We start from the raw sequence: 25,512 nt of genomic DNA, 5'->3' as shown, positions 1-25,512 counted from the left end.
CACGCAAACGTGGGGTGCCCCCTACTCAAGGGGCACCCCACGCTCTACGGGTGAAGACGAGCGCAACGACTAGGCGTCGTAGTCCTGGTCGAAGCGGTCCTCCACGTCGTCCCGCGGCTCGTCGATGTCCTTACGGGCGCGGTCGCGCTGCTGGGACGAACGGTCGCGCTGCTGGGACGAACGGTCACGCTGCTGGGACGAGCGGTCACGCTCGTGCTGCGGGCGCTGGCCCGCCTTTTCCCGGCCCTCGCCGAGCTTGTCCTTGGCCTGCTGCTGCAACTGCTCGGCCTGGTCCTGGGACTTGTCCTTCATGCCCATGTGGTTTCACTCCCGTGTGGGTGAGGGGATCGGGCTCGACCAGATTCACACGGGCGGTGACCGTACGCATGTCGATCAGTGACGGTACGTAGTCCTGTGCTGCTCGTCGGCCGCCCCGCCCGCCCCGACGAGCCCCGTCCGCATCCCCGTGAGCCGGTCCGCGAACCGCCGCATCTCCCGCTGCCCCACCGTCCCGATGAGCCCCGGCAGATACCCGCGCACGCCCTGCATCCCGCGCAGCCACCACTGCCCGTAGACATGGCTCGACCGCCGCTCGATCCCGGCCACGATCCGGTCCACCGCCGGCCCCAGTGGATAGGTCTTGTTGGACGGCCACGGCAGCCGCTGCCTCAACTCCCGCATGACGTCGTCCTGATCGGCCCCGCGCACCATGTCGGTGTCGGTCCACGACAGGTAGGCGACCCCCACGCGGACGCCCCTGTAGCCGACTTCGGCCCGCAGGCTGTGCGCGTACGCCTCCACACCGGACTTGGAGGCGCAGTACGCCGTCATCATCGGGGCCGGAGTGATCGCGGCGAGCGAAGCGATCTGGAGCAGGTACCCCCGGCTCTCCGTCAGTGCCGGCAGGAACGCCCGGCCCGTGACCGCCGATCCGATCAGGTTGACCTCGATCACCCGCCGCCAGGACCCCGGGTCGGAGTCGACGAACGGACCGCCCGTCGCCACACCCGCGTTGGCGACCACGATGTCGACCTTCCCGAACCGTTCCTTGACCTCCGCCGCGACCCGGCTCATCGCCTCGTGGTCGGTGACGTCGGCGTGCCAGTGCTCGCTGTCGCCGTGCAGCCGTCCCGAGACCTGCTTGAGCGCGTCCGGCTCCAGCCCGACCAGCGCGATCTTCGCACCGCGCGCGGACAGTTTGCGCGCGAGCAGTTCGCCGACCCCCCGCGCGGCCCCGGTGACGACCGCGACCTGCCCCTCCAGGCTCACCCTGCTCACGCGCCCTCCTTGATCCGTGCGTCGTCCGTCTTCTTCCGTGCGTCCGGCGCGTACGTGGTGACCAGCTCCCGGATCTTCCCGGTGACCAGTTCGGGCGCCTCCACCGGCGTCATGTGGCCGAGCCCGGGCAGCTCGGTCAGGCCGACGCAGTGCGGGAGCGCGGCGGCCAGGGCCCGCGCGTGCACCGGTGGGGTCAGCCGGTCGGCCGTGCCCACGACCACTGCCGTCGGCACCCGCAACTCCCGTACGCCGTGGTCGAGATCGAGCAAATTCAGCACCTGCGACCAGGCGTACCGCACCCGGCGCGGGCAGGCGTGCACGATCCGCGCGCACGCCTCGACCATGTGCGGCGCGGAACCGGCGCCCATTGTGGCGTACTTGAGGATCCGCAGGGCGAGCGGCGTGACCGGCCCGAGCGGCGCCCGCGAGCCGAGGATGTGCCGGGTCAGCCAGGTCCGCAGCCGCCCGGCCCGCATCGGTACGACGGTCGACTCGGCGACCAGCCGCGAACTGCCCGTGCTGCACAGCAGGACGGCCGCCGCGTGCTCCCGGAAGCCGGGCCGCGTGGCGGCGGCCATCACGGTCATGCCGCCCATCGAGTGTCCGACGACCACGGCCTTCTCACCGGGCGCGAGCGTCGCCGCGAGCACCGCCTCGAGGTCGTCGGCGAGCGCGTCCGTGCTGCACGCCGGGCTCGCCGGGCTGCGCCCGTGGCCCCGCTGGTCGTAGGCGATGACACGGTGGTCGGCGGCCAGGTCCCGGATCTGGGCGGCCCAGAAGGCGGTGGAGCAGGTCCAGCCGTGGGCCAGGACGACGGCCGGGGCGGCGGTGTCGTCGACGGGCCCGTGCACCTCGACGTGCAGCCGGGCGCCATCGGCGGAGACGGCGGTCAGTTCATGGGCGGGGGCGGGAGGGGCGTACGGGCCGGAAGCGACGTGGGGCAGGCGGCTCACGCGTCCACCTCCGCGGGCTGCTGCGCCGGAGCCTTCCCGTCGCTCCCCCCGGGCGCCCGAAGGACGTCGTACTCGGCGAGGTCCACCCGCCGCGTCGCCCGCCGGAACTCCGTCGTCGTACCGGGCCAGATGGTGGTGTTGCGGCCGCTCGCGTCCAGGTACCAGCTGGTGCAGCCGCCCGTGTTCCACACCGTGCGCTTCATGCGTTCCTGCACCTTGCGGTTCCAGGCGTGGACGGCGCTCGGGCGGGCGTCGAGGGCGGCACGGCCGCCGAGGACGGTCAGCTGCCGGAGGAAGTCGGCCATGTAGTTCAGCTGGGACTCGATCATCAGGATCATCGACGAGTTCCCGAGGCCGGTGTTGGGCCCGATGATCGTCATCCAGTTCGGGAACCCGGTCGCGGAGGCCCCGCGCAGGGCCTCCATCCCGCCCTTCCAGGCCTCCGCCAGCGTCCTGCCGTCCGCGCCGACGACCCGCTCGGCGATCGGCATGTCGGTGACGTGGAAGCCCGTACCGAAGATGATCGCGTCGACCTCGGCCTCGCTGCCGTCGGCGGCGACGACGGTCGAGCCGCGAACCTCGGCGAGCCCGCTCGCGACGACGTCCACATTGGGCTGGGCGAGAGCCGGGTAGTAGTCGCTGGACAGCAGGATCCGCTTGCAGCCGATGCGGTAGTCGGGGGTGAGCTTGGCGCGCAGGGCCGGGTCCTTGATGGCGCGGGCCATGTTGCGCCGGGCCAACTGCTCGACCAAACCGAGCTCGTTGGGGTGCTTGGTGAACGCCTGCACCTGCAACTCCCGGATGCCCCACAGCAGTCCTCGGCGCAGCTGCGCGGTGAAGGGCAACGCGCGGTGCAGCCCGCGCTCCAGAGCGGTGATGGCGCGGTCGATGCGGGGCATCACCCACGGCGGGGTGCGCTGGAAGAGGGTGAGCTTCGCGACGTCGGGCTGGATGGACGGCACGATCTGGATGGCCGAGGCGCCGGTGCCGACCATGGCGACCCGCTTGCCGGTGAGGTCGTAGTCGTGGTCCCAGCGGGCGGAGTGGAAGACCTTGCCGGGGAAGGAGTCGAGGCCCGGGATGTCGGGGATCTTGGGGTCGGACAGCGGCCCGGTGGCGGAGACGACGACGTCGGCGGAGAGGTTCCCGCCGGTCGTCTCGATGTCCCAGCGCAGCTTCTCCACGTCCCAGGTCATCATCTTGACCTCGGCGTTGAAGCGGATGTGCGGACGGAGCCGGAAGACGTCCGTGACGTGCTCCAGGTAGGCGCGGATGTGTTCCTGCCCGGAGAAGGTGCGCGGCCAGTCGGGATTGGGCGCGAACGAGAACGAATACAGGTGGGACGGCACGTCACAGGCGCACCCCGGATAACTGTTGTCGCGCCAGGTGCCGCCGACGCTGTCCGCCCGTTCCAGGACGACGAAGTCGGTGATCCCCTCGCGGCGCAGCCGCACGGCGGCCCCGAGCCCGCCGAACCCCGACCCGATCACCGCCACCCGTACATGCTCGTGCTCGGCCATCCGCGCCCCTCCATGCCTCGCGCAGCCTTCGGCAACTCTGCCGACTCTACGAACTCTGCCAGTGAGCACTGGCGCAATGGGGAGAGTAGAGGACGCCCGTACCGACCGGTAGGGGTCGGGACAAGGAAAGTTACCGGCGGTACAACATAGGCTGCCGATGTGGCAGAAGACGGTGGACGACGCGAGTACCGCATGGAGGAGCTGGCCCGGCTGGCCGGCATCACGGTGCGTACCCTGCGCTTCTACCGCGAGCGCAAGCTGATCCCACCACCCCGCCGCGAAGGCCGTATCGCCTGGTACGACGACCACCACCTGGCCCGCCTGCGCACCATCTCGGCGCTGCTGGAACGCGGCCACACCCTCAGCGGCATCGCCGAGCTGGCGGAGGCCTTCGACCACGGCCGGGACGTCGGCGACCTGCTCGGCCTCGGCGCCCCCACCGAGGAGACCCCGGTCCGCCTGACCCCCGAGGAACTCGCCGACCACTTCGCGGGCGAGGTCACCGCGGAGAACCTGGCCGCCGCCATGGACCTCGGCTACCTGGGCACCGACGGCGACGAGATCGTCCACATCAGCCGCCGACTGCTGGACGTCTCCGCCGCCCTGGTCCGCGAGGGCATCCCCCTCGCGGAGGTCCTCGCGGCCGGCAAACGCGTCCGGGAACACGCGGACGCCCTGGCGGAGTTGTTCACCGACCTGGTCCTGCGCCACGCCCTCGAGGGGGACCTCCAGCGCCTGCGCCCACTGGCGAAGAGCGTGGTGGAGGCGGAACTCTCGATGGCACTGGACCGGCGCGTGCGGAAGCAGGCGTAAAGGTCAGAGGTCGTACACGACGGTCACCGGCGCGTGGTCCGACCACCGCTCGGCATGCGTGGCCGCCCGCTCCACGAACCCCTTGACCGCCTTGGCCGCGAGGCCCGGCGTGGCCACCTGGTAGTCGATGCGCCAGCCCGTGTCGTTGTCGAAGGCCCGCCCGCGGTACGACCACCACGTGTACGGCCCCTCGACGTCCGGGTGCAGGGCACGGACGACGTCGACGTAGCCGCCGGCTGCCGGGTCGAAGACGGCGCTCAGCCACTCCCGTTCCTCCGGCAGGAAGCCGGAGTTCTTGGTGTTGCCGCGCCAGTTCTTCAGGTCGGCCTGCTGGTGGGCGATGTTCCAGTCGCCGCAGACGACGACCTCGCGCCCGTCGGCGGCGGCCCGCTCGCGCAGCTCCTTGAGGTAGGCGAGGAACTCGCCCATGAAGCGGATCTTCTCGTCCTGCCGCTCGGTGCCGACCTCGCCGGAGGGCAGGTACAGGCTCGCCACCGTGACACCGGGCAGGTCGACCTCGATGTACCGCCCGCTGCCGTCGAACTCCGCCGAGCCGAAGCCGACCTGGATGCGGTCGGGTTCGCGGCGGGTGTAGAGGGAGACGCCCGCGCGGCCCTTGGCGGCGGCCGGGGCGTGCACCACGTGCCAGCCCTCGGGCGTGCGTACGTGCTCGGGCAGTTGGTGCGGCTCAGCGCGCACCTCCTGCAGGCACAACACGTCGGCGGCGGTGTCCGCGAGCCACTCCACGAAGCCCTTCTTCGCGGCGGCCCGCAGCCCGTTCACATTGGCGGTGGTCACAGTGAGCACCCGGGCACCTTACCGGCACACTGGACGGGCCCCGTTCCGCCCGGCCGGGGTCCCGCCATGGATTGCATTGATATACGGTTCGCCACATGAATATCCGCCCTGTGCCTTTCGACCACCCCGACGCCGTCAAGCTGAACGACCAGGTCCAGGCCGAGTACCACGTGCGCTACGGCGACGGCGGCGACGCCACGCCCCTGGACCCGGCGAACTTCCGGCCACCTGGCGGCGTGTACCTGATCGCGTACGACGAGGACGGCACCCCCGTCGCCACGGGCGGCTGGCGCAGCCAGGACAAGAACGACGAGGGCAACGAGGACGGGGACGCCGAGCTCAAGCGGATGTACGTCGTGGAGGAGATGCGCGGCCGCGGCCTGGCCCGGCGGATGCTCGCCGCGCTGGAGGAGGACGCCCGCGCCGCCGGCCGCATCCGCATGGTCCTGGAGACCGGCACCAAGCAGCCGGAGGCCATAGCCCTGTACACCTCCAGCGGCTACGAGCCGTGCGCCAAGTTCGGCTACTACCGGTTCCACGAGGAGAGCCGGTGCTTCGCGAAGCCGCTGCGCTGAGGAGGCGGCCGTAGCCGAACGGCGGCGGCCAAACATGTCGAAACCCCCGCCAGTTGTCCCGGCGGGGGCTTCGAGCTGCGTGGACCTGAGGGGATTTGAACCCCTGGCCCCCTCGATGCGAACGAGGTGCGCTACCGGACTGCGCCACAGGCCCTTGCAACGAGTGAAACTCTAGCATCCCCGTCCGGGTGGTTGGAAATCCGTTCCCGGGCTGGTCAGGGGTGGGGCTCCCGAGGCGGCGTCCACCGGGCTGAAGGGCCTACTCGTTGGCCGCCCGCGGCCGGTCCCCGTCCTCGTACTGGTCGAACAGCGGCGTGCGGCCGCGCTCGCGGGAGCGGCGGGCCGAGGCGGCGCGCCGGGCGTCGCTGCGACCGCCCGGCGCCGGCTTGTCCTCCTCGCGGGACGACGGCTCCTCCGCTCCCGTGTCGCGTGCGGCGGGCGCCACCTCCTGCTCCGGCACGGCGGAACTGGAGCGCGCCGAGCTCCAGGCGTCCGGCGCCCCGAGGTCAACGTCGGAGGTGGCCCGCGGAGCGACCGGTGCGGTCACGTAGGTCGGCAGCGGCACCGGCACCGGGTCCCAGCTGTCGCCGTGGCCGGGGCGCCGCTGGCGCTCGCGCTGCTGGTCGAGCCACTCGGCGTGGTCGGTCTGCTCGACGAGGGCGCGCCGGTCCGCGGCGAGCGCGGACAGCCCTGGATCGGTCTCCGGCTCGGGCCCCGCCTCCGGCTCGTCCGCGCCGGGGTCCACGGACGCGCGCCGGCGCGACTGGCGCTCCCGCAGCCGCTGCGCGGCGGCCTCGGCGCGGCGGCGGTCCATCTGGTAGGCGAAGCGGCGGCGCTCCTGGGCCCGCAGATACGCGATGTACCCGCTGAGCAGCACGGCGGGCGCGCCGGGCGCCCACAGGAACGCGAGGCCGCCGACCGCCGCGACGATCGCACCCAGCGTGAAGGCGAGGAAGAGGACGACGGTGGTGCGCCGGCGGCGAGCGAGGACCTTGGAGCGCCGGGCGCGCGCTGCAGCCGCCTCCGCGCCGGGCGCGCGCCGGGCGGCGGGAACGCGATTGCGCGCGGGCGCGTCGGCGGACTTGGGCACGGGTGCCGTGGACTTGGCCGCCGGCTTGCCCGCCTGGACGCGTGCCGCCTCCGGCCGCTCCGGTGCCGGCGCCTGCTCCCGCTCCTCGAGACGGGTCGGTGGCACGGCGAAGGCCCGGACGTCCACCGAGTCGGTGACGGCGTCCGCTCCTCCGGCACTGGGCTCCCCCTCCTCGGTGGAGCGCGCCCGCAGGTCCCGGGCGTACCGGCGCTCCATTCCCGCCCGTCCGGACAGCAGCCGGATGGCGGTGCTGAAGCGTTCCGTCGGACGGGCCTCATTCAGCTCGTCCTGCCTACGGAGCCACATCGGCACCAAGTAGGCGGCCCAGGCCCCGACAATGACTGCGTAGATGAGGCCGCTGCTGCTCACGCCTCACACGGTAGAGGGGTTTGCGTGAGGCCATCTGCCAATTGGGCCGGTGTGTCGCACGATCCGGCTGATATTTCGAACTTTTTTTGTGACCGATGCGATCAGCGGGCCGTCAATGCTGTGAATTCAATGCCCCCGAGATGCCCCCGAGATGCCCCCGAGATGCCCCGAGACGGTCGCGAGCAGATCGCAGGCCGATCAATTTCGAACACATATTCAATTTCCGGGCTATGCGGGATTGCCCCGGGTGTTCGTGTCCGGCTCCGTGGAGGCCGTGTTCCGTGCCCGCTGCGCGCGCGTCCGCTGCCAGCGGCTCAGCAGCCCTTCGGGCACCTCTTCCGCGGTGAGCGCGAAGACCAGGTGATCGCGCCAGGCTCCGTCGATGTGGAGATAACGCGGTCTGAGGCCCTCCTCGCGGAATCCGAGTTTCTCCACGACGCGGCGGCTCGGCCCGTTCTCCGGGCGGATGCAGACCTCGATGCGGTGCAGCCCGACGGTGCGGAAACAGTGATCCACGACGAGCGCCACGGCCGTCGGCATCACCCCACGGCCGGCCACCGCCTCGTCCACCCAGTAGCCGATGTGCCCCGAGCACATCGAGCCCCAGGTGATCCCGGCGACCGTCAACTGCCCGACCAGCCGCCCCTGGTACTCGATGACGAATGGCAGCATCCGGCCCGCGTGCGCCTCGGACCTGAGGTGCCGGACCATCTGGCGGTAGGTCGGCCGGTGCGCGAGCGGCCCGCCGGGCGTGGGAGGCGGAATGGTCGCCTCCCAGGGCCTGAGCCAGTCCCGGTTGCGCCGGTTCACCTCGCGCCAGGCCCGCTGGTCGCGCAGCTTTATCGGCCGGAGGACGACATCGCCCTCCGCGAGGACGACGGGCCAGAATGGGCTGTTCAGCTCGCACCCCCACTACTGGCACTGCTGGGTCTGGGGTGGTCGCCGCCGCGGAGCTGCTCGACGCCGTGGACCAGGAGGGGTTCCAGGACGGCGAGGCCGTCCCTCACCCCTCCGGTGGAACCGGGCAGGTTGACGATCAGAGTCCTTCCGGCGACTCCGGCCAGTCCACGCGAGAGCGCCGCGGTCGGCACCTTCTGCCGTCCGAACGCCCTGATGGCCTCGGGAATGCCCGGCACCTCGTAGTCGATCACGCGGCGGGTCGCCTCGGGGGTGCGGTCGGTGGGCGAAATGCCCGTGCCGCCGGTCGTGAGGATCACGTCGTATCCCTCCTCCACACCGGCGCGCAGCGCGGCCTCCACGGGATCGCCGTCCGGGACCACCAGCGGGCCCTCGACCGCGAAGCCGAGGCCCTTGAGGCCGTCGGCGATCAGCGGGCCCCCCTTGTCCGCGTAGACCCCGGCGGCGGCCCGGTTGGAGGCGGTCACGACCAGAGCGCGGTACGGCGCTGTCGTCATGCCCGGCTCCAGTCGCCCGACTTGCCGCCCGTCTTCTCCTCCACCCGCACGTCCGTGATGACCGCTCCCTTGTCCACGGCCTTGACCATGTCGATCACGGTGAGCGCGGCGACGGAGACCGCGGTGAGCGCCTCCATCTCGACGCCCGTGCGGTCCGTCGTCTTCACGGTGGCCTGGATCTCCACGGCGTCGTCCGCGACCGACAGATCCAGTTTCACACCGGACACCGACAACGGGTGGCACAGCGGGATCAGGTCAGGGGTGCGCTTGGCACCCATGATCCCCGCGATCCGCGCGGTCGCGAGGGCGTCGCCCTTGGGGACCCCTTCCCCGCGCAGCAGCTCGACCACGCGGGGCGAGACGAGGACGCGGCCGCTGGCGCGGGCGGTGCGCGCGGTCACGTCCTTGCCGGATACGTCGACCATGCGGGCGGCGCCCGCGTCGTCGAGGTGCGTCAGTCGGTCCTGCGTACTCATGGTCGTGTGGCGCTCCCAGTCCGGGCCCGGCGCGGTGCGCGCGCGGGCCTTGTGTGCGCGACACGGTACCGCCACGGCGGACCGCCGAGCGGAGCCGACCCCTGCCGGTCAGCCGAGCAGGACCACCTCGACCTCGGTGCCGGGCTCGACGGACTCGACGTCCTCGGGGACGACGATCAGCGCGTCGGCCTGCGCGAGGGCCGCGATCAGATGGGACCCGGCGCCGCCCACGGGAGTCACCGCACCGTCGGCGTACGTCCCCCGCAGGAACTGCCTGCGGCCCTTCGGCGAGCTCAGCGCCTTGTCCGCCTTCAGGGTCGCCCGGGTCGTCGGACGGTGGACGTCCTCCAGGCCCATCAGGGTGCGGATGGCGGGGCGGACGAACAGTTCGAAGGAGACGTACGACGACACCGGGTTGCCCGGCAGGGCCAGCAGGGGGATGTGGTCGGGGCCGATGGAGCCGAAGCCCTGGGGCTTGCCGGGCTGCATGGCGAGCTTGCGGAACTCGATGCCGCTGCCCGCCTCGTCCTCGTCGCCGACGTACGACAGCGCCTCCTTGACGACGTCGTACGCGCCGACGCTCACGCCACCGGTGGTGACCATCAGGTCGGCGCGGACGAGCTGGTCCTCGATGGTGGACCGGAGGGTCTCGGCGTCGTCGGCGACGGCGCCCACCCGGTAGGCGATCGCGCCGGCGTCCCGGGCCGCCGCGGTCAGAGCGAAGCTGTTGGAGTCGTAGATCTGGCCGCTGCCCAGCTTCTCGTCGGGCTGAACGAGCTCGCTGCCGGTGGACAGGACGACCACGCGCGGGCGCGGGCGCACGCGGACCGTGCCGCGGCCGATCGCGGCGAGCAGCGCGATCTGCGGCGGCCCGAGGACCGTACCGGCCTCGAGGGCTCGGTCGCCGGCCTTCACGTCGCTGCCCTTCGCGCGCACGTGCGCGCGTGCCTCGGCCGACCGGTACACGCGCACGTGCCCGGTGGCGCCCTCGGGGGACAGGCTGCGCGCGCGCATCCCGCTGACCGGGCCCTCGCCCAGCCCGCCGTCGGTCCACTCGACGGGCACGACCGCCTCGGCGCCGGGCGGCAGCGGGGCGCCGGTCATGATGCGCGCGGCCTGTCCCGGCCCCACGCGGACCGGGTCGGCCGCACCCGCCGCGACGTCCCCGACGACCTCCAGGGCGGCGGGGAACTCCTCGCTCGCGCCCGCGACGTCCGCGACCCGCACCGCGTACCCGTCCATGGAGCTGTTGTCGAAGGGCGGCAGGGACACCGGCACCGTGACGTCGTCGACCAGGACGCAGCCCTGGGCGTCGAGCAGGTTCAGCTCGATGGGTTCGAGGGGGCGGACGGTGGTGAGGATGTCCTCCAGGTGCTCGTCCACCGACCACAGGTGGTCCGGGCCGGCGGTGCGAGTCGCGGCGCTGCTCAACGTCCTTGCATCTCCTCGGCTACGTACCGGCGAAGCCAGGCCCTGAAGTCCGGGCCCAGATCTTCACGTTCGCACGCGAGTCTGACAATGGCACGCAGGTAGTCGCCACGGTCGCCGGTGTCGTAGCGGCGGCCCTTGAAGACGACGCCGTGCACCGGGCCGCCGATCTTCTCGTCCTGCGCGAGCTGCTGCAGGGCGTCGGTGAGCTGGATCTCGCCGCCGCGGCCCGGCTCCGTCTTGCGCAGGATGTCGAAGATGTGCGGGTCGAGGACGTAGCGGCCGATGATCGCGTAGTTGGAGGGGGCGTCCGCCGCGTCCGGCTTCTCGACCAGGCCGGTCACCTGGACGACGTCGTTGTCCTCGGTGGTCTCGACGGCCGCACACCCGTAGAGGTGGATCTGCTCGGGGGCGACCTCCATGAGCGCGACGACACTGCCGCCGTGCTGCTCCTGCACCTCGATCATCCGCTTGAGCAGCGGGTCACGCGGGTCGATCAGGTCGTCGCCGAGCAGGACGGCGAAGGGCTCGTGCCCGACGTGCGGGGCCGCGCACAGCACGGCGTGCCCCAGCCCCTTGGGGTCACCCTGGCGGACGTAGTGAATCATCGCGAGGTCGCTGGACTCCTGGACCTTGGCGAGTCGCTCGGCGTCGCCCTTCTTCTCCAGGGCCGACTCCAGCTCGTAGTTGCGGTCGAAGTGGTCCTCCAGGGGGCGCTTGTTGCGGCCCGTCACCATGAGGACGTCGTCAAGGCCCGCGGAGACGGCCTCCTCGACCACGTACTGGATCGCCGGCTTGTCCACGACCGGCAGCATCTCCTTGGGAGTGGCTTTGGTGGCCGGGAGGAACCGGGTGCCCAGGCCCGCTGCGGGAATGACAGCCTTGCTGATCCTTGGTTGCGACTGAGTCATGCTCGCAACCTTATCCGTTGCCTTTGCAGGGAATCTGAGGCTCCGGTTAATTTGCTCCCATATGGGCGCATAAGGAAGGGTACGGAAGCGATCTTGAGTCACACCGGACGTACGGCCGAGCCTGACAAGCGAATGTTGCGGCGAGAGCTCCTCGCCGTGAGGAACAGGTTGACCGTGGATGACGTGCGGGAGACGGCGGCCGCGCTGGCGGAGCGCGCGCTCGAGCTGCCCGAGCTGGCGCAGGCGCGCACGGTGGCCGCGTACGTCTCCGTGGGCACCGAGCCGGGAACCCTCGAGCTGCTCGACGCGCTGCGCGCGCGGGGCGTGCGCGTCCTGCTTCCGGCGCTGCTGCCCGACAACGACCTGGACTGGGGTGCGTACACCGGGGAGGGCTGCCTCGCGCGGGTGCAACACGGCGGCAGGATGGCGCTGTTCGAGCCCGTCGGCGAGCGCCTCGGCCCGGACGCCGTGACGGCCGCCGACGTCGTCCTGCTGCCCGGACTGGCCGTCGACGCGCGCGGGATGCGGCTGGGGCGCGGCGGAGGGTCGTACGACCGTGTCCTCGCGCGCCTGGAGCGTGCGGGGGCTCATCCCGCGCTCGTGGTTCTCCTGTACGACTCCGAGGTCCTCGAGCGCGTCCCGGAGGAGGCGCACGACCGGCCGGTGCACGCGGCGGTGACGCCGTCGGAGGTACGCCGCTTCACGCACGCCTGACACCGTCCCCGTGCACCGGAAAGGGCCCTCCACGCGCGCGTGGAGGGCCCTTTCCGGTGCCGCGTTCCGGTGCCGTGCGGTCAGCGGCTCACGGCTTGAGCACGAGCGTGTTGCTCGTGGTCCTGTCGACCGCGTTCGGCGAGAAGGACCACGGCAGCAGCTCGCCCTTGGCCCACTTGCCCGTCTGGTCGGTGTAGTGGGCGCTGAAGGCGTGCCCGGAGGCGCCGGTGAGGTTGATCCACTTGGACTTGTCGAGGTCGGCCAGGTTGACCACCATCCGCATCGACGGCACCCACACCACGCCGTAGCCGCCGGCGGCGTTCCACCCGGAGGCGTTGACCGTGGCCTCGCCGCCGCTGAGCTTCCAGGGGCCGCGGTTGAGGATGTACTTCAGGAAGCCAGGTCCTTCGGTGCCCAGGGTCTGGTTCTTCAGGAACAGGCGGTGCAACCGGCCCCAGCTCCAGGTGTCGATGTCCTTGCCGAGCTTGGCGGTCAGCTCCCAGCGGGCGTCGATCATGGCGCGCTTGAACAGCTCGTCGCGGTTGTCGGCCTTGGGGCGGGTGCCCGACGCCGGCGTCTTCCACCAGTCGCTGTTCTCGTCGTCCATGAGCTTGCGGACCACCTCGAACCAGCGGTCGCCGCCGTCCGGCTGCGCCTGGTCGGCGTCGCGCTCGCCGCATTCGCGGACCTTCTGGTCCTCGTCGACCGGGCCGGTGTTGTCGGCCGGTTCGACCCACAGGCACTGGCCCTTGACCCGCAGCTCCTTGGGCAGCTTGTTGCCGAAGGCGAGCTTGAGGATGTTGCGCCAGACGGCGTTGAAGTAGGCGGCCGCCGCCGAGTCGGCGTCCTGGGTGTAGTCCCAGCCCTCCAGGAGCTTCTGCGCCTGGCGGACGTCCTTGTCCCCGATGTCGATCTTCAGCAGCTTGGGCACGAGCAGCTTGGCGATCTCGCTGCTGTTGTCCAGCTGCATCTGGCGCATGTCGTCGGTGGAGATCTTGCCGCCGCCGTCGATCTTCGACTGGATCAGGTCGGTGATCCGCTGGCTGCGGGCGCCGTAGCCCCAGTCCGTGGTGAGCGTGTAGGGGTACTTGTCCGGGTCGACGACGGCCTGGTTGGCGGTGACGATGTAGCCGCGCTTGGGGTTGTACTCGTAGGGCAGCTCGTCCTGCTTGATGTAGCCGGTCCAGTCGTACTTCGAGTCCCAGCCCGGCGCCGGGATGGAGCCGTCGTCGTTCTTCGCGCGCTTGGGGATCCGGCCGGGCAGCGTGTAGCCGATGTTGTTCTTGGTGTCGGCGTAGACCAGGTTCTGCGAGGGCACGTCGAACAGCGCGGCCGCCGCGCGGAAGTCGCTCCAGTCCGCCGCCCTGTCGATGGCGAAGATGGCGTCCATGGCGGTGCCCGGCTCCAGCGCGGTCCACTTCAGGGCGATGGCGTAGCCGTCGCCGCGGTCGGGCGCCGCGGTGTCGACGGTGGCCTTCTTGCCGACCTTCACGAGCTCGTCGTCGCGGTCGGACAGCAGGGGCCCGTTGTTGGTCTCGCGGACGACGATCGTCTTGGGCTTGCCGCCGGCGACCTTGATGGTCTCCTGGCGGGTCTTGAAGGGCACCACCTTGTTGTCGCGCAGGTAGCCGTCGCCGCTGAGCTTCTCCAGGTACAGGTCGGTGGCGTCGACGCCGGAGTTGGTCATGCCCCAGGCGATGTTCTGGTTGTGGCCGATGACCACGCCGGGCATGCCCGCGAAGGTGTAGCCGGTGACGTCGTACGGGCACGTGCTGGAGACCGTGCGGCAGTGCAGGCCCATCTGGTACCAGACCGACGGCAGCGAGGCCGACAAGTGCGGGTCGTTGGCCAGCAGCGGCTTGCCGGTGATGGTGTAGCGCCCGGCGACGACCCAGGAGTTGGAGCCTATGCCGTTGCCGTTCACGCCGACGGCCGTGGGCACGTCGTCCAGGACGCTGTAGAGGCCCTCCAGCTGGCTCTGCACGGCGGAGCCGCCCGCGGACGAGGTGCCGCCCGTGCCCGTGCCGCCCGCGCCCGTCGAAGTGGCCGTGCCGCCCGTGCCGCTGCTCTGCTCGAACGTCCTGGTGAGCTCGTTGTACTGGCCCTCCGTGACGATCGCCTTGTTGCGGCTGTACGGGTAGTCCGGGTACAGGTCCTTGATCTGCTTGGGGCCGAGGCGGCTGGTCATCAGGGCGCGGTCGATCTCGTCCTGCATGTTGCCGCGCAGGTCCCAGGCCATCGCCTTCAGCCACGAGACCGAGTCGACCGGGGTCCACGCCTCGGGCTTGTAGTCGTTGGTGAAGCCCAGGGCCGCGTACTCCAGGGAGATGTCCCCGGCGTCCCTGCCCCTGAGGTAGGCGTTGACGCCCTTGGCGTACGCCTGGAGGTACTTCTTCGTGGAGGCCGACAGCTTGGTGTCGTACTCCTCCTTGGCGATCCGGTCCCAGCCCAGGGTGCGCAGGAACTCGTCGTTCTTGACCTGGCCCTTGCCGAACATCTCCGACAGACGTCCGGAGGTCATGTGCCGGCGCACGTCCATCTCGTAGAACCGGTCCTGCGCCTGGACGTAGCCCTGCGCCATGAACAGGTCCTCGGCGGACGAGGCGTAGATCTGCGGGATGCCGTAGCCGTCCCGCTTGACGTCCACGGGCCCCGACAGGCCCTGGAGCGTGATCGAGCCCTTGGTCTGCGGGAACGAGGCGCGGACGGTGCTGATGGACCAGTACGCCCCGTAGGCGACGCCTCCGATGAGGGCGAGCACCAGTACCGGCACCAGAAGTCGGGCTCTGCGCCCCTTCTTCCTGCCGGACTTGCCGGGCTGCTGACCCGTTGACGCGGTGGTGTTGGGGGGCATCGCTGTCCTTGCTGTCCTAACGCGAGCGGCAGGCGGTACTGGAGTGCTGGAGCAACCATAGGCGCAGGGCCCGGTGCCCCTTGACGCGGAGTCGGGTCCAGACGCGGACGGACGTTCGATCTTGCCTCGGGAAGCGTCAAGAAAACGTCAAGAGTTAGGTAAAGTAACGAAGTAACCGGAGAGCCCAGGGGAGGAACCGCCGCTGACTGTTCACCACCTCAACCAGCTCCTGCTCGTCTGCTCGCTCGTCCTGCTCGTCGCCGTCGCGGCGGTTCGGATCTCCTCGCGCAGCGGGCTCCCCAGCCTGCTCGTCTACGTGGGGATCGGCGTCGTCATGGGCCAGGACGGCGTCGGCGGCATCCACTTCAACAACGCCGAACTGACCCAGGTCATCGGATACGCGTCCCTGGTCGTGATCCTGGCCGAGGGCGGCCTCGGCACGAGGTGGAAGGAGATCAAGCCGGCCCTGCCGGCCGCCTCCACACTGGCACTGGTCGGGGTCGCGGTGAGCGTCGGAGTCACCGCGGCCGGCGCGCACTACCTCATCGGGCTCGAGTGGCGTCAGGCGCTCATCATCGGGGCGGTGGTGTCCTCGACGGATGCGGCGGCGGTCTTTTCGGTGCTGCGGAAGATCCCCCTCCCCGCGCGCGTGACGGGCATGCTGGAGGCCGAGTCCGGCTTCAACGACGCCCCTGTGGTCATCCTGGTCGTCGCCTTCTCCGCGGCCGGCCCGGTCGAGCACTGGTACGTGCTGCTGGGCGAGATAGCCCTGGAGCTGGCCATCGGCGCCGCCATCGGCCTCGCGGTGGGCTGGCTCGGCTCCTGGGGCCTCAAGCACGTCGCGTTGCCCGCCTCCGGCCTCTACCCCATCGCCGTGGTGGCGATCGCGGTCGCAGCGTACGCGGCCGGCGCGCTGGCGCACGGCAGCGGCTTCCTGGCCGTCTACCTCGCGTCGATGATGCTCGGCAACGCCCGGCTGCCGCACTGGCCCGCCACGCGCGGCTTCGCCGAGGGGCTCGGCTGGATCGCCCAGATCGGCATGTTCGTCCTGCTCGGCCTTCTGGTCACCCCGCACGAGCTGGGTGACGACATCTGGCCCGCCCTCGTCATCGGCCTGGTGCTGACCATGGTGGCGCGGCCGCTGAGCGTGGTGATCAGCCTGCTGCCGTTCCGGGTGCCGTGGCAGGAGCAGACCCTGATGTCCTGGGCCGGGCTGCGCGGCGCCGTGCCCATCATCCTGGCGACCATCCCCATGGTGAGCGGCGTCGACGCCAGCCGCCGCATCTTCAACATCGTCTTCGGCCTCGTCGTCGCCTACACCCTCATCCAGGGTCCGACGCTGCCGTGGCTGGCCCGCAGGCTGCGCCTGGGCGACGGCCCGGAGGCCGCCGACCTGGGCATCGAGTCGGCGCCCCTGGAGCTCCTGCGCGGCCATCTGCTGTCCGTCACGATCCCGGAGGGTTCGCGGATGCACGGCGTGGAGATCAACGAGCTGCGGCTGCCGGCCGGGTCCGCGGTCACCCTCGTCGTGCGCGAAGGAAAGTCGTTCGTTCCGCTGCCCACGACAGTCCTGCGGCGCGGCGACGAGCTCCTCGTGGTCGCCACGGATCCCGTCCGGGAGGCGGCGGAACGGCGGCTGCGCGCGGTCGGCCGGGGCGGAAAGCTGGCCGGATGGCTGGGCACGAACGGGACCGCAACAGGGCCGGAACGGGGCCGGAACGGGGTCGGAACGGGGCCGTGAGGGCACGGGCCACGGGAGCGCGCGTTAAGGGCGTGTTTCACACGGTTCACACCCCCGGCAATCACAGGTGAACGCCCACCGCGGTGCTCGTTTTCACAGGTGCACGAGCCAGTGATCCCTGTACGATAAGGCGCACCCTGATCGAACCAACTCTGCCTGACGCAGAGCTGGCGCGACCGTATGGCGGCCGGGTCGCCCCCCGCAGTGGGCGCCGGTATCTACCGCAGTCCGCGCAAGAGGACAGCTCTCGGCGCCCCCCCCGGGAGCGCTACCAGGCGGCAGAAAGGCACGGGCCGTGGCATCCACGGTCAGCACCGAACCGACGAAGAAGACGAAGACCTCGACGGACTCGACGGACTCGACGGACTCGACGGCATCCTCCCGCCCGGGATACGGCCGGCTGCTGCGCACCCGCGGCGCCTGGACGTTCCTGCTCCCCGGCTTCGCGGCACGCCAGCCGTTCGCGATGCTCACCCTCTCCATCGTGCTGCTCGTGCAGCACACCACCGGCTCCTACGGAGCGGCGGGCGCCACCGCAGCCGTCACCGGCGTGTCCATGGCGCTGTTCGCGCCCTGCAGCGGGCGGCTCGCCGACCGCTACGGGCAACGCGCCGTGCTTGTCCCCGGCGTCCTGGCGCACGCCCTGGCGGGGCTGACGCTGACCGCGCTCGCCCTGGCGCACGCCCCCCTGTGGGCGCTGTTCGCGGCGGCCGTGCCGGCCGGCGCCTCGGTGCCGCAGATCGGGCCCATGGTGCGCGCCCGCTGGGGCGTGAAGCTCAAGGACTCGCCCCTGATGACCACCGCGGCGGCCTTCGAGTCCGTCACGGACGAGCTGACCTTCGTCGTCGGCCCACTGCTGGCGACCGCCCTGTGCACCACGGTGACCCCGGCCGCGGGCCTGGTCACGGAGGCGGCGCTGACCCTGGTCGGCGGCCTGCTGTTCGCCGCGCAGAAGCGCACCCAGCCCCCGGTCTCCGTCGGCAGGCACGCGCGCGTGGAGCACGCCTCCGCCCTGCGGGTCCCCGGCGTGCGCGTGCTGATCGTGACCTTCCTCGGCATCGGCTCCGTCTTCGGCGGCATGCAGGTCTCGCTGGCCGCGTTCACCGAGGCGATCGGCGAGCCCGGCCTCAACGGCGTCCTGTACGGAGTCTTCGCCGCGGGCAACATGGTCTCCGGCATCGTCTGCGGCGCCATCGCCTGGAAGGTGGCCCCGCAGCGCCGCCTCGTCATCGGCTACACCGCGCTCGCGCTGGCCGCGTCCGCCCTGTGGACGGCGCACTCGGTGCTGCTCCTCGCCGCGCTCGGCCTGCTGGTCGGCATGTGCATCGCGCCCGCGCTGATCACCGGCTACACGCTGGTCGAGGGCCTGGTCCCGGCCGGCGCCCGCACCGAGGCCTTCACCTGGCTCACGGGCGCGGTCGCGCTCGGCCAGGCGGCCGCCGTCACCGTCGCCGGACAGCTGGAGGACCGCCTCTGGGACGGCGCCGGGTTCCTGGTCCCGATGACCGGCACCGTGCTCGCCCTCGTGACCCTGGTGACCCTGCGGTCGCGTCTGGCGGTCCGGCCCCGCAGCCGCACCGTCGCACGTGGCGTCAGTCACCGAGCAGCGTCCGCAGTGGACTGATCCCGAGGAATACGTCACTATGGACCGTCGTTAGCACTCATCGAGTGAGAGTGCCAGGAGGAAGACAGTGCCCACCTATCAGTACCAGTGCACCGAGTGCCGCGAGGGCCTTGAGGCGGTGCAGAAGTTCACCGACGACGCCCTGACCGAGTGCCCCAGCTGCAGTGGCCGCCTGAAGAAGGTGTTCTCCGCGGTCGGCATTGTCTTCAAGGGCTCCGGCTTCTACCGCAACGACAGCCGCGGCTCCTCGTCGAGCAGCAGCCCGGCGTCGTCGTCGAAGTCGTCGAGCTCCTCCTCGTCGTCCGACTCGAGCTCGTCGTCCACGAGCTCGCCCAGCAGCTCCGCTGCCTGACCCATCTGCCTCGGACCCCTTCGTCGTAGGACGTCGGGGTCTTCGGCGGTTCCGCGGCGGGGTCTTCGGCCCGTGCGCAGGCGGCTAGTGTGCTGGCCATGGCGAACGCAGAGATCGGTGTTATCGGCGGTTCCGGCTTCTACTCGTTCCTCGACGACGTGACCGAGGTCCAGGTGGACACGCCGTACGGGGCGCCCAGCGACTCCCTCTTCCTCGGCGAGGTCGCCGGCCGGCAGGTCGCCTTCCTGCCCCGGCACGGCCGCGGCCACCACCTTCCGCCGCACCGCATCAACTACCGGGCCAACCTGTGGGCACTGCGCTCCGTGGGCGTGCGCCAGGTCCTCGGGCCCTGCGCGGTGGGCGGCCTGCGCCCCGAGTACGGGCCGGGCACGCTGCTCGTGCCGGACCAGTTCGTCGACCGGACGAAGTCCCGGGTGCACTCCTACTTCGACGGGCTGCCGCTGCCCGACGGCACCGTGCCGAACGTGGTGCACGTCTCCCTGGCCGACCCCTACTGCCCCACCGGACGGGCGGTCGCGCTGAAGGCGGCGCGCGGGCGGGACTGGGAGCCCGTCGACGGCGGCACGCTCGTCGTGGTGGAGGGGCCGCGCTTCTCGACCCGTGCCGAATCGTTGTGGCACCAGGCGCAGGGCTGGTCGGTGGTGGGCATGACCGGGCACCCCGAGGCGGCGCTCGCCCGTGAACTGGAGCTCTGCTACACCTCGCTGACGCTGGTCACCGACCTCGACGCGGGCGCCGAGACCGGCGAGGGCGTCTCGCACGAGGAGGTGCTGCGGGTGTTCACGGCCAACGTGGAACGGCTGCGGGGCGTCCTCTTCGACGCGGTGGCCGCACTGCCCGTCAACGAGGAGCGGGACTGCCTGTGCGCAAACGCGCTCGGCGGGATGGATCCGGGATTCACGCTGCCGTAGCGGAGCGGAAGTCCTCGTTCGGGCGAGGGAGTTGTCCACAACCCGTCAGTAACACACGGGCTCCAGCGGCCGGCGGCGCAAGGCCTCATCGTGGCATCGCAAGCCGATTCCACGTCGCAGGTGGTGGTCCCCGTGTCCCTGTCGTCTCCCCCTCCGTCTCCGTCCCTCCCCCTTTCCGTCTCTTCTTCCTGTCCGCCCGACACCTCCCTCTCTTCTTCCTGTCCGCCCGGCACCGACGCCCCCGCCCCGTGCGAGGTGCCGCACTTCGCGCCGGTGCGGGTGCGCGGCGCGCGCTGTCAGCTGCGCCGACTGGTACGGCAACGGAGGCGGGCCGTGGCGGCCGGGCTCGCCGTCACCGCGGCCGCCCTCGTGGCGGCGGGCCCGCGGGACGCGCCGGACTCCCCCCGCGGCGGGCAGGCCCGCGGGCATCCGGAGGCGGTGGACCGGGTGCGGGAGCGCCGGAGCACGGACAGCGTGGACATGGTGACCGCGCCCGTGCGGATCGCCGACGCGGCCACCGTCCGGCTGCTGCGGCCCGGCGACCGGGTGGACGTCATCGCCGCGGAGGATCCGGCGGCGGGCGGCGAGGCCCGTGTGGTCGCGAGCGGAGCCCGGGTGACGAGGGTCCCGGAGCCCGTGGACGGCACGGCCGGGAGCGGGGCGCTGGTTGCGCTCTCGGTGCCGCGCTCCACCGCGGCGCGCCTGGCCGGGGCGAGCGCGACGGCTCGGCTGGCGGTGACGCTGTGGTGAGCCGTAGGTTGCGGAGCTGTTTGTTCCACAGCTTGTGCGTCCGAGGAGGGCCCCTAGGTGAGCGAGAAGAAGGACCCGAGCGTCTGGCAGGGCTTCAAGGCCTTCCTGATGCGTGGGAACGTCGTCGATCTGGCAGTCGCGGTGGTCGTCGGCGCGGCCTTCAGCAACATCGTCAACTCGGTGGTGAAGGGTGTGATCAACCCGGTCGTCGGCGCGATCGGCACCAAGAACCTCGACCACTACAGCTCCTGCCTGAGCGCGACGTGCAAGGGCGACCAGGGCATCCAGATACTGTGGGGCTCGGTGCTCGGCGCCGCCCTCAGCTTCGTGATCACCGCGGCGGTGGTCTACTTCCTGATGGTCCTGCCCATGGCCAGGTTCCTGGCCCGGCAGGAGGACCGGAAGAAGGCGAGGGAGGGCACGCACGAGGTCATCGAGGTGACCGAGTTGGAGGTGCTCAAGGAGATCCGCGACGCGCTCGTCGCTCAGCGCGGTTCGGGGCCCGGCGGGCGGTAGCGGCCGCGGCCCGGCGGGTCCGCCGGGTTCAGAGGTGGTGCGGCGGCCTCTCGTCGAGGAAGCGCTTCAGGTCGGAGGCGCTGTCGCCGTCCGTCCGCTCACCCCACCCGCGGTCGGTGTCGTCCGAGGACTGCTGGTTCAGCGGATCGTCGAAGATCAGCGGGTTCTTTGGGTCGCGCGGCTCGGGGGCGGTACTCATGTCTCCAGGGTACGGGCCGTCGCCGGCGAGGCCGTCCCAGGAATTTCCGACGGCTTTCTGCTGTGCTGGGAGCCATGACGTCCAGTTCCGACCCGAGACCCCGCTCCGCGGGCCCGTCCCGGACCCGCCGGCCGCTGCGCCCGCTGACCGCACGCGGGCGCGACGAGGCGCACCGGGTCGCCACACCGCTCGAGCTCTTCTTCGACCTGTGCTTCGTCGTGGCCGTCGCACAGGCGGGCGTGGAGCTGGTGCACGCCGTGGCCGAGGGACACCCGGGCCACGGCATCCCGAACTACGCGATGCTGTTCTTCGCCATCTGGTGGGCCTGGATGAACTTCGCCTGGTTCGCCTCGGCGTACGACAACGACGACCTGCTCTACCGGGTCGTCACCCTGGTGCAGATCGCCGGCGTCCTGGTGCTGGCCGCCGGGGTGTCCCGGGCGTTCGAGGACCACGACTTCTTCGTGGTGTGGCTCGGCTACCTGATCATGCGGCTGGCGATGGCCGCACAGTGGCTGCGGGCTGCGCGATCGGCCGAGGGCCCGGAGAGGCGCACGGCGCAGCGGTACGCGGGCGGCGTGCTGTTGTGCCAGGTCGGCTGGCTGGGGCTGGTGCTCCTGCCGGAGCCCGCCCGGCCGTGGGTGTTCCTGGTCATGGCGATCGCGGAACTGTGCGTGCCGCTGTACGCGGAGAAGGACCACGCAACGACGTGGCACCCGCACCACATCGCGGAGCGGTACGGGCTGTTCACCATCATCGTGCTCGGCGAGACGATCGCCGCGGCGACGATCGCCGTGAAGTCGGGCGTGGACGAGCACGACGCGCTGAGCGAACTGCTGCCGATCGCGGCGGGTGGTCTGCTGATCGTCTTCTCCGCCTGGTGGATCTACTTCGTCGTGCCGATCCACGGGCACCTGCGCTCCAACTGGCAGTCGTTCCCGTGGGGCTACGGCCACTACCTGATCTTGGCCTCGGCCGCGGCGATCGGCGCGGGGCTGGAGGTGGCGGTCGAGCAGGCCGTCGGCAAGACGCACCTGTCCACCCTGGCCGCCTCAGCCGCCGTGACCCTGCCCACGGTGCTGTACCTGATCACCGTCTGGGCGCTGCACTCACGGCACTTCAAGGTCGGCTTCGCCCAGCAACTGGTGCTGCCCACCGCCGCCCTGCTGGTGATCTGCTGCACCTTCCTGGGCGAGTGGGCGGTCCTCGCGGCGGGCCTCGTCTCGGCGCTGGCGGTGGCGACGGGGGTGACGCTGACCGCGCGCAGGGCCGCCCGGGAGCGCGAGGAACGGGCGACGGCATCGGCCGCGTGACCGGAAGCGGCCGGTCCATGTCCCACTCGGCAGCGTCCGGGCACGGCGGCCGGTCCGCGTCGTCCCACTCCGTGGCGCCCGGCCACGGCGGACGGTCCACGTCCCACTCGGCAGCGCCCGGCACGGCGGCCGATCCACGTCCCACTCCGTGGCGCCCGGCCACGGCGAACGGTCCACGTCCCACTCGGCAAGACGTTCTGCCCCGGGGAGACTGAATCCCATGACAGTTGACGCTTTGACGGACGTCGCCGGTGTGCGGGTGGGGCATGCGACGCGCACGGGCGGCGGGTGGCTCACCGGCACCACGGTCGTGCTCGCGCCTGAGGGCGGCGCCGTCGCCGCCGTGGACGTGCGCGGGGGCGGTCCCGGCACCAAGGAGACCGACGCCCTCGACCCTCGGAACCTGGTGCGGAAGGTCGAGGCGATCGTGCTGACCGGCGGCAGCGCGTACGGGCTGGACGCGGCCTCCGGGGTGATGGCCTGGCTGGAGGAGCGGGGCCGCGGGGTGCCCGTCGGGACGGACCCCTCGCACGTCGTGCCGGTCGTGCCCGCCGCCTGCGTCTTCGACCTGGGGCGGGGCGGCGACTTCCGGGCCCGGCCGGACGCGGCCACCGGGCGCGCCGCGGTCGAGGCCGCCGCGGCGAGCGAGCTCGGCGCGCGCGTGCGGGAGGGGTGCGTGGGCGCCGGGACGGGAGCGGCCGTGGGGCCGCTCAAAGGCGGGGTCGGCACCGCGAGCACGGTGCTCGGGTCGGGGATCACGGTGGCGGCGCTGGTAGTGGCCAACGCGGTGGGATCGGTGCTGGATCCGGAAACGGGGGTGCTGTACGGGGAGTTGTTCCAGGGGCGGGTGGACCGTCCCGACGTACGGGTCCATGAGGCCGCGCGCCGGCGGCTCGCCGAGTCCGCCGCGAAGAACGCGCCGCCCCCGCTGAACACCACGCTCGCGGTGGTCGCCACCGATGCGGACCTGTCCAAGGCGCAGGCGCAGAAGCTGGCCGGGACTGCACACGACGGCATCGCGCGCGCCGTACGGCCGGTGCACCTGCTCAACGACGGGGACACGGTGTTCGCGCTGGCCACCGGGGCGCGCCCGCTCGACGCCGACCATCCTCTCGCCCTCAACGACATCCTCTCGTCGGGCGCGGACGTGGTGACCCGCGCGATCGTACGTGCCGTGCGCGCCGCCGAGTCGGTGGACGGGCCGGGCGGGACGTGGCCGGCGTACGAGGAGTTGTACGGGAGGCGATAACGGCGGGGCAGGCGGGCGGCCGAAGGGACCCGCTTCCTCCATACGGCGCTCCGCACCCCGGAGTTGGGGCGGACACCCTCGCCCGCATGCCACGCGCCCGCACGTCTCGCGCCCCCATGCCACGCGCCCACATGCCACGCGCCCACATGCCTCGCGCCCCCATGTCACTCGCCCGCACGTCTCGCGCGGCCTGCGATTGTCCCGGTTCTGTCACGTGATGGCGTTGAGCCCGGCGGTAGGGAACCTCGGCGGCCGGTGGCTCCCTCTTTACCGACGCACTGCAACGGATCACGCACATCACACGAACCTGGAGCAGCCCGTGACAACGCCGGACATAGCAGCGCGGCGCGCACTGGGGGCCTGTGCCGCCCTGATGGTCGGCGCCCTCACCCTCACCGGATGCGGCGGCAACGCCAACGACGGCAAGGAGGCCGCCAGGACGTCAACGGCGAAGATCGTCATCTCGGCCAAGGACGGTTCGACGAGCGCGTCCATCAACGCGACCGGCGTGAAGGTCAGCGACGGCAGGCTGACCGAGGTGAAGATGACCGTGGCGGGGTCGGGACAGGCCGTACCGGGTTCGATCTCGGCGGACGGCACCAGCTGGAAGCTGAAGGAGCAGTTGGAGCGCGGGACGAAGTACCAGATCTCGGCGACCGCCAAGGACGCGGGCGGGCGCACTGCCGCCGCCAACTCCATCTTCACGACCGTCACCTCGGCGAACAGCTTCATCGGCACGTACACGCCGGACAACGGCTCGACGGTGGGCGTCGGCATGCCGGTGTCCTTCACCTTCGACAAGGCGATCAGCGACAGGAAGACCGTGCAGTCGCACATCACGGTCACCTCCAGCAGCGGGCAGAAGGTGGTCGGCCACTGGTTCGGCCCGCAGCGGCTCGACTTCCGGCCCGAGGAGTACTGGAAGGCCGGCTCCAAGGTCACGATGAAGATCGACCTCGACGGCGTCCAGGGCGCGAACGGCGTCTACGGCGTGCAGAAGAGGACCGTGACCTTCACCGTCGGCCGCTCGCAGGTCTCCACGGTCGACGTCAACACGCAGACCATGACGGTCGTACGGGACGGCCAGACCCTCAAGACGGTGCCGATCTCGGCGGGCAGCCCGCAGCACACCACGTACAACGGGCAGATGGTGATCGCCGAGAAGTTCGTGCAGACCCGCATGAACGGCTCGACGGTCGGCTTCGGCGGCGAGTACGACATCGCGGACGTGCCGCACGCGATGCGCCTGACCTCGTCCGGCACCTTCATCCACGGCAACTACTGGTACAACAAGGGCAATCCGCCCTTCGGCCGTGAGGGCACGAGCCACGGCTGCGTCGGGCTCGCGGACGTGCAGGGCGCGCAGGGCGACACCACCGCCAAGTGGTTCTACGACAACTCGCTCGTCGGGGATGTCGTGATCGTCAAGCACTCCCCCGACAAGACCGTCGCGCCGGACAACGGGCTCAACGGCTGGAACATGCCATGGAGCGAATGGATCGCCGGAAGCGCCGTCTGATCCCGCAAGAAGACTATGAACAGCAGTTTTTGACGGATCGCCGGGCCGCGCGGGAACTTCTCGCGCGGCCCGGCCGTTTTTCCGGCGTACGTTTTCTCGGTTCCCGGACATGATGTCCGACCG

25 protein-coding genes and 1 tRNA gene are annotated in these 25,512 nt (G+C 71.2%); 12 read left to right on the top strand and 14 right to left on the bottom strand.

Annotated features, from left to right (window positions below):
• Positions 1-69: 69 nt before the first annotated feature.
• From ABZV31_RS30125 to ABZV31_RS30110, 4 genes are all read right to left on the bottom strand, one after another.
• Entirely contained in the window at positions 70-312 is a 243-nt protein-coding gene (locus tag ABZV31_RS30125) for a hypothetical protein (protein WP_355899945.1), read from the bottom strand.
• Positions 313-393: 81 nt separating this feature from the next.
• On the bottom strand, positions 394-1,278 hold the full coding sequence (locus tag ABZV31_RS30120) for an SDR family oxidoreductase (RefSeq protein WP_355899943.1): 885 nt from the start codon (positions 1,276-1,278) through the stop codon (positions 394-396).
• Complete coding sequence (locus ABZV31_RS30115; RefSeq protein WP_355899942.1) at positions 1,275-2,231, bottom strand: alpha/beta hydrolase; 957 nt, start codon at positions 2,229-2,231, stop codon at positions 1,275-1,277. The genes ABZV31_RS30120 and ABZV31_RS30115 overlap by 4 nt, the downstream gene beginning before the upstream one ends.
• On the bottom strand, positions 2,228-3,751 hold the full coding sequence (locus ABZV31_RS30110; RefSeq protein WP_355899940.1) for an NAD(P)/FAD-dependent oxidoreductase: 1,524 nt from the start codon (positions 3,749-3,751) through the stop codon (positions 2,228-2,230). The genes ABZV31_RS30115 and ABZV31_RS30110 overlap by 4 nt, the downstream gene beginning before the upstream one ends.
• A 192-nt stretch (positions 3,752-3,943) precedes the next feature.
• On the opposite strand from ABZV31_RS30110, the gene ABZV31_RS30105 reads away from it, so the two are divergent.
• Positions 3,944-4,564, top strand: coding sequence for a MerR family transcriptional regulator (locus tag ABZV31_RS30105; protein ID WP_355899971.1), 621 nt, complete (start codon positions 3,944-3,946; stop codon positions 4,562-4,564).
• Between the two features lie 3 nt (positions 4,565-4,567).
• Here the strand turns inward: ABZV31_RS30105 and ABZV31_RS30100 are convergent, their stop codons facing one another.
• The gene (locus tag ABZV31_RS30100) at positions 4,568-5,371 is read right to left on the bottom strand and encodes an exodeoxyribonuclease III (RefSeq protein ID WP_355899938.1); all 804 of its coding nucleotides are present in this window, start codon (positions 5,369-5,371) and stop codon (positions 4,568-4,570) included.
• An 86-nt stretch (positions 5,372-5,457) separates the two neighbouring features.
• On the opposite strand from ABZV31_RS30100, the gene ABZV31_RS30095 reads away from it, so the two are divergent.
• Positions 5,458-5,937: a GNAT family N-acetyltransferase gene (locus ABZV31_RS30095; RefSeq protein ID WP_355899936.1), complete on the top strand. Its 480-nt coding sequence runs from the start codon at positions 5,458-5,460 to the stop codon at positions 5,935-5,937.
• A gap of 80 nt (positions 5,938-6,017) precedes the next feature.
• Here ABZV31_RS30095 and ABZV31_RS30090 read toward each other — a convergent pair.
• From ABZV31_RS30090 to galU, 7 genes are all read right to left on the bottom strand, one after another.
• Positions 6,018-6,091: transfer RNA gene (locus ABZV31_RS30090), tRNA-Ala, on the bottom strand.
• 105 nt (positions 6,092-6,196) lie between these two features.
• Positions 6,197-7,396: a gephyrin-like molybdotransferase receptor GlpR gene (gene glpR / locus ABZV31_RS30085; protein WP_355899934.1), complete on the bottom strand. Its 1,200-nt coding sequence runs from the start codon at positions 7,394-7,396 to the stop codon at positions 6,197-6,199.
• 228 nt (positions 7,397-7,624) lie between these two features.
• Entirely contained in the window at positions 7,625-8,296 is a 672-nt protein-coding gene (locus ABZV31_RS30080; protein ID WP_355899969.1) for a GNAT family protein, read from the bottom strand.
• A complete protein-coding gene (locus ABZV31_RS30075) occupies positions 8,293-8,811 on the bottom strand; it encodes a MogA/MoaB family molybdenum cofactor biosynthesis protein (RefSeq protein ID WP_355899932.1) in 519 nt (172 codons plus the stop codon). The genes ABZV31_RS30080 and ABZV31_RS30075 overlap by 4 nt, the downstream gene beginning before the upstream one ends.
• The gene (moaC, locus tag ABZV31_RS30070) at positions 8,808-9,287 is read right to left on the bottom strand and encodes a cyclic pyranopterin monophosphate synthase MoaC (protein WP_355899930.1); all 480 of its coding nucleotides are present in this window, start codon (positions 9,285-9,287) and stop codon (positions 8,808-8,810) included. The genes ABZV31_RS30075 and moaC overlap by 4 nt, the downstream gene beginning before the upstream one ends.
• Positions 9,288-9,395: 108 nt before the next feature.
• Positions 9,396-10,718, bottom strand: coding sequence for a gephyrin-like molybdotransferase Glp (glp, locus tag ABZV31_RS30065; protein WP_355899928.1), 1,323 nt, complete (start codon positions 10,716-10,718; stop codon positions 9,396-9,398).
• Positions 10,715-11,626: a UTP--glucose-1-phosphate uridylyltransferase GalU gene (galU, locus tag ABZV31_RS30060; RefSeq protein WP_355899926.1), complete on the bottom strand. Its 912-nt coding sequence runs from the start codon at positions 11,624-11,626 to the stop codon at positions 10,715-10,717. The genes glp and galU overlap by 4 nt, the downstream gene beginning before the upstream one ends.
• 132 nt (positions 11,627-11,758) lie before the next feature.
• Between galU and ABZV31_RS30055 the strand changes: the two genes are divergently transcribed.
• Positions 11,759-12,340, top strand: a complete 582-nt coding sequence (locus ABZV31_RS30055; protein WP_355899924.1) for a 5-formyltetrahydrofolate cyclo-ligase — start codon at positions 11,759-11,761, stop codon at positions 12,338-12,340.
• Between the two features lie 88 nt (positions 12,341-12,428).
• Here ABZV31_RS30055 and ABZV31_RS30050 read toward each other — a convergent pair whose 3' ends face one another.
• Positions 12,429-15,194 carry a penicillin acylase family protein gene (locus ABZV31_RS30050; RefSeq protein WP_355899923.1) on the bottom strand — a complete coding sequence of 922 codons (2,766 nt, stop codon included), beginning with the start codon at positions 15,192-15,194 and terminating at the stop codon, positions 12,429-12,431.
• Positions 15,195-15,396: 202 nt separating this feature from the next.
• On the opposite strand from ABZV31_RS30050, the gene ABZV31_RS30045 reads away from it, so the two are divergent.
• The 6 genes from ABZV31_RS30045 to mscL all read left to right on the top strand — a co-directional run bounded on the left by ABZV31_RS30045 (position 15,397) and on the right by mscL (position 21,109).
• Positions 15,397-16,935, top strand: a complete 1,539-nt coding sequence (locus ABZV31_RS30045) for a potassium/proton antiporter (RefSeq protein WP_355899968.1) — start codon at positions 15,397-15,399, stop codon at positions 16,933-16,935.
• 400 nt (positions 16,936-17,335) lie between these two features.
• Entirely contained in the window at positions 17,336-18,559 is a 1,224-nt protein-coding gene (locus tag ABZV31_RS30040) for an MFS transporter (RefSeq protein ID WP_355899966.1), read from the top strand.
• 67 nt (positions 18,560-18,626) lie between these two features.
• Positions 18,627-18,911, top strand: a complete 285-nt coding sequence (locus tag ABZV31_RS30035; protein WP_355899921.1) for an FmdB family zinc ribbon protein — start codon at positions 18,627-18,629, stop codon at positions 18,909-18,911.
• 98 nt (positions 18,912-19,009) lie between these two features.
• The gene (locus ABZV31_RS30030) at positions 19,010-19,843 is read left to right on the top strand and encodes an S-methyl-5'-thioadenosine phosphorylase (RefSeq protein WP_355899919.1); all 834 of its coding nucleotides are present in this window, start codon (positions 19,010-19,012) and stop codon (positions 19,841-19,843) included.
• A gap of 255 nt (positions 19,844-20,098) precedes the next feature.
• The gene (locus ABZV31_RS30025; RefSeq protein ID WP_355899917.1) at positions 20,099-20,593 is read left to right on the top strand and encodes a hypothetical protein; all 495 of its coding nucleotides are present in this window, start codon (positions 20,099-20,101) and stop codon (positions 20,591-20,593) included.
• A gap of 57 nt (positions 20,594-20,650) precedes the next feature.
• Positions 20,651-21,109: a large conductance mechanosensitive channel protein MscL gene (mscL, locus tag ABZV31_RS30020; protein ID WP_355899915.1), complete on the top strand. Its 459-nt coding sequence runs from the start codon at positions 20,651-20,653 to the stop codon at positions 21,107-21,109.
• A 28-nt stretch (positions 21,110-21,137) separates the two neighbouring features.
• Here mscL and ABZV31_RS30015 read toward each other — a convergent pair whose 3' ends face one another.
• The gene (locus ABZV31_RS30015) at positions 21,138-21,308 is read right to left on the bottom strand and encodes a hypothetical protein (protein WP_355899913.1); all 171 of its coding nucleotides are present in this window, start codon (positions 21,306-21,308) and stop codon (positions 21,138-21,140) included.
• A gap of 74 nt (positions 21,309-21,382) precedes the next feature.
• Between ABZV31_RS30015 and ABZV31_RS30010 the strand changes: the two genes are divergently transcribed.
• The 3 genes from ABZV31_RS30010 to ABZV31_RS30000 all read left to right on the top strand — a co-directional run bounded on the left by ABZV31_RS30010 (position 21,383) and on the right by ABZV31_RS30000 (position 25,389).
• Positions 21,383-22,621 carry a low temperature requirement protein A gene (locus ABZV31_RS30010; RefSeq protein ID WP_355899911.1) on the top strand — a complete coding sequence of 413 codons (1,239 nt, stop codon included), beginning with the start codon at positions 21,383-21,385 and terminating at the stop codon, positions 22,619-22,621.
• Positions 22,622-22,841: 220 nt separating this feature from the next.
• A complete protein-coding gene (locus tag ABZV31_RS30005) occupies positions 22,842-23,870 on the top strand; it encodes a P1 family peptidase (protein ID WP_355899909.1) in 1,029 nt (342 codons plus the stop codon).
• A 319-nt stretch (positions 23,871-24,189) separates the two neighbouring features.
• Positions 24,190-25,389 (top strand): Ig-like domain-containing protein, encoded by a 1,200-nt coding sequence (locus ABZV31_RS30000; protein ID WP_355899907.1) that lies wholly within the window; start codon positions 24,190-24,192, stop codon positions 25,387-25,389.
• The last annotated feature ends 123 nt before the right edge of the window (positions 25,390-25,512 follow it).

It is taken from the genome of Streptomyces sp. NPDC005202 (genome assembly GCF_040608235.1).
GTDB lineage: Bacteria > Actinomycetota > Actinomycetes > Streptomycetales > Streptomycetaceae > Streptomyces.
Note: the sequence above shows the minus strand (reverse complement) of the source record. Positions and strands in the feature narration are given on the sequence as shown.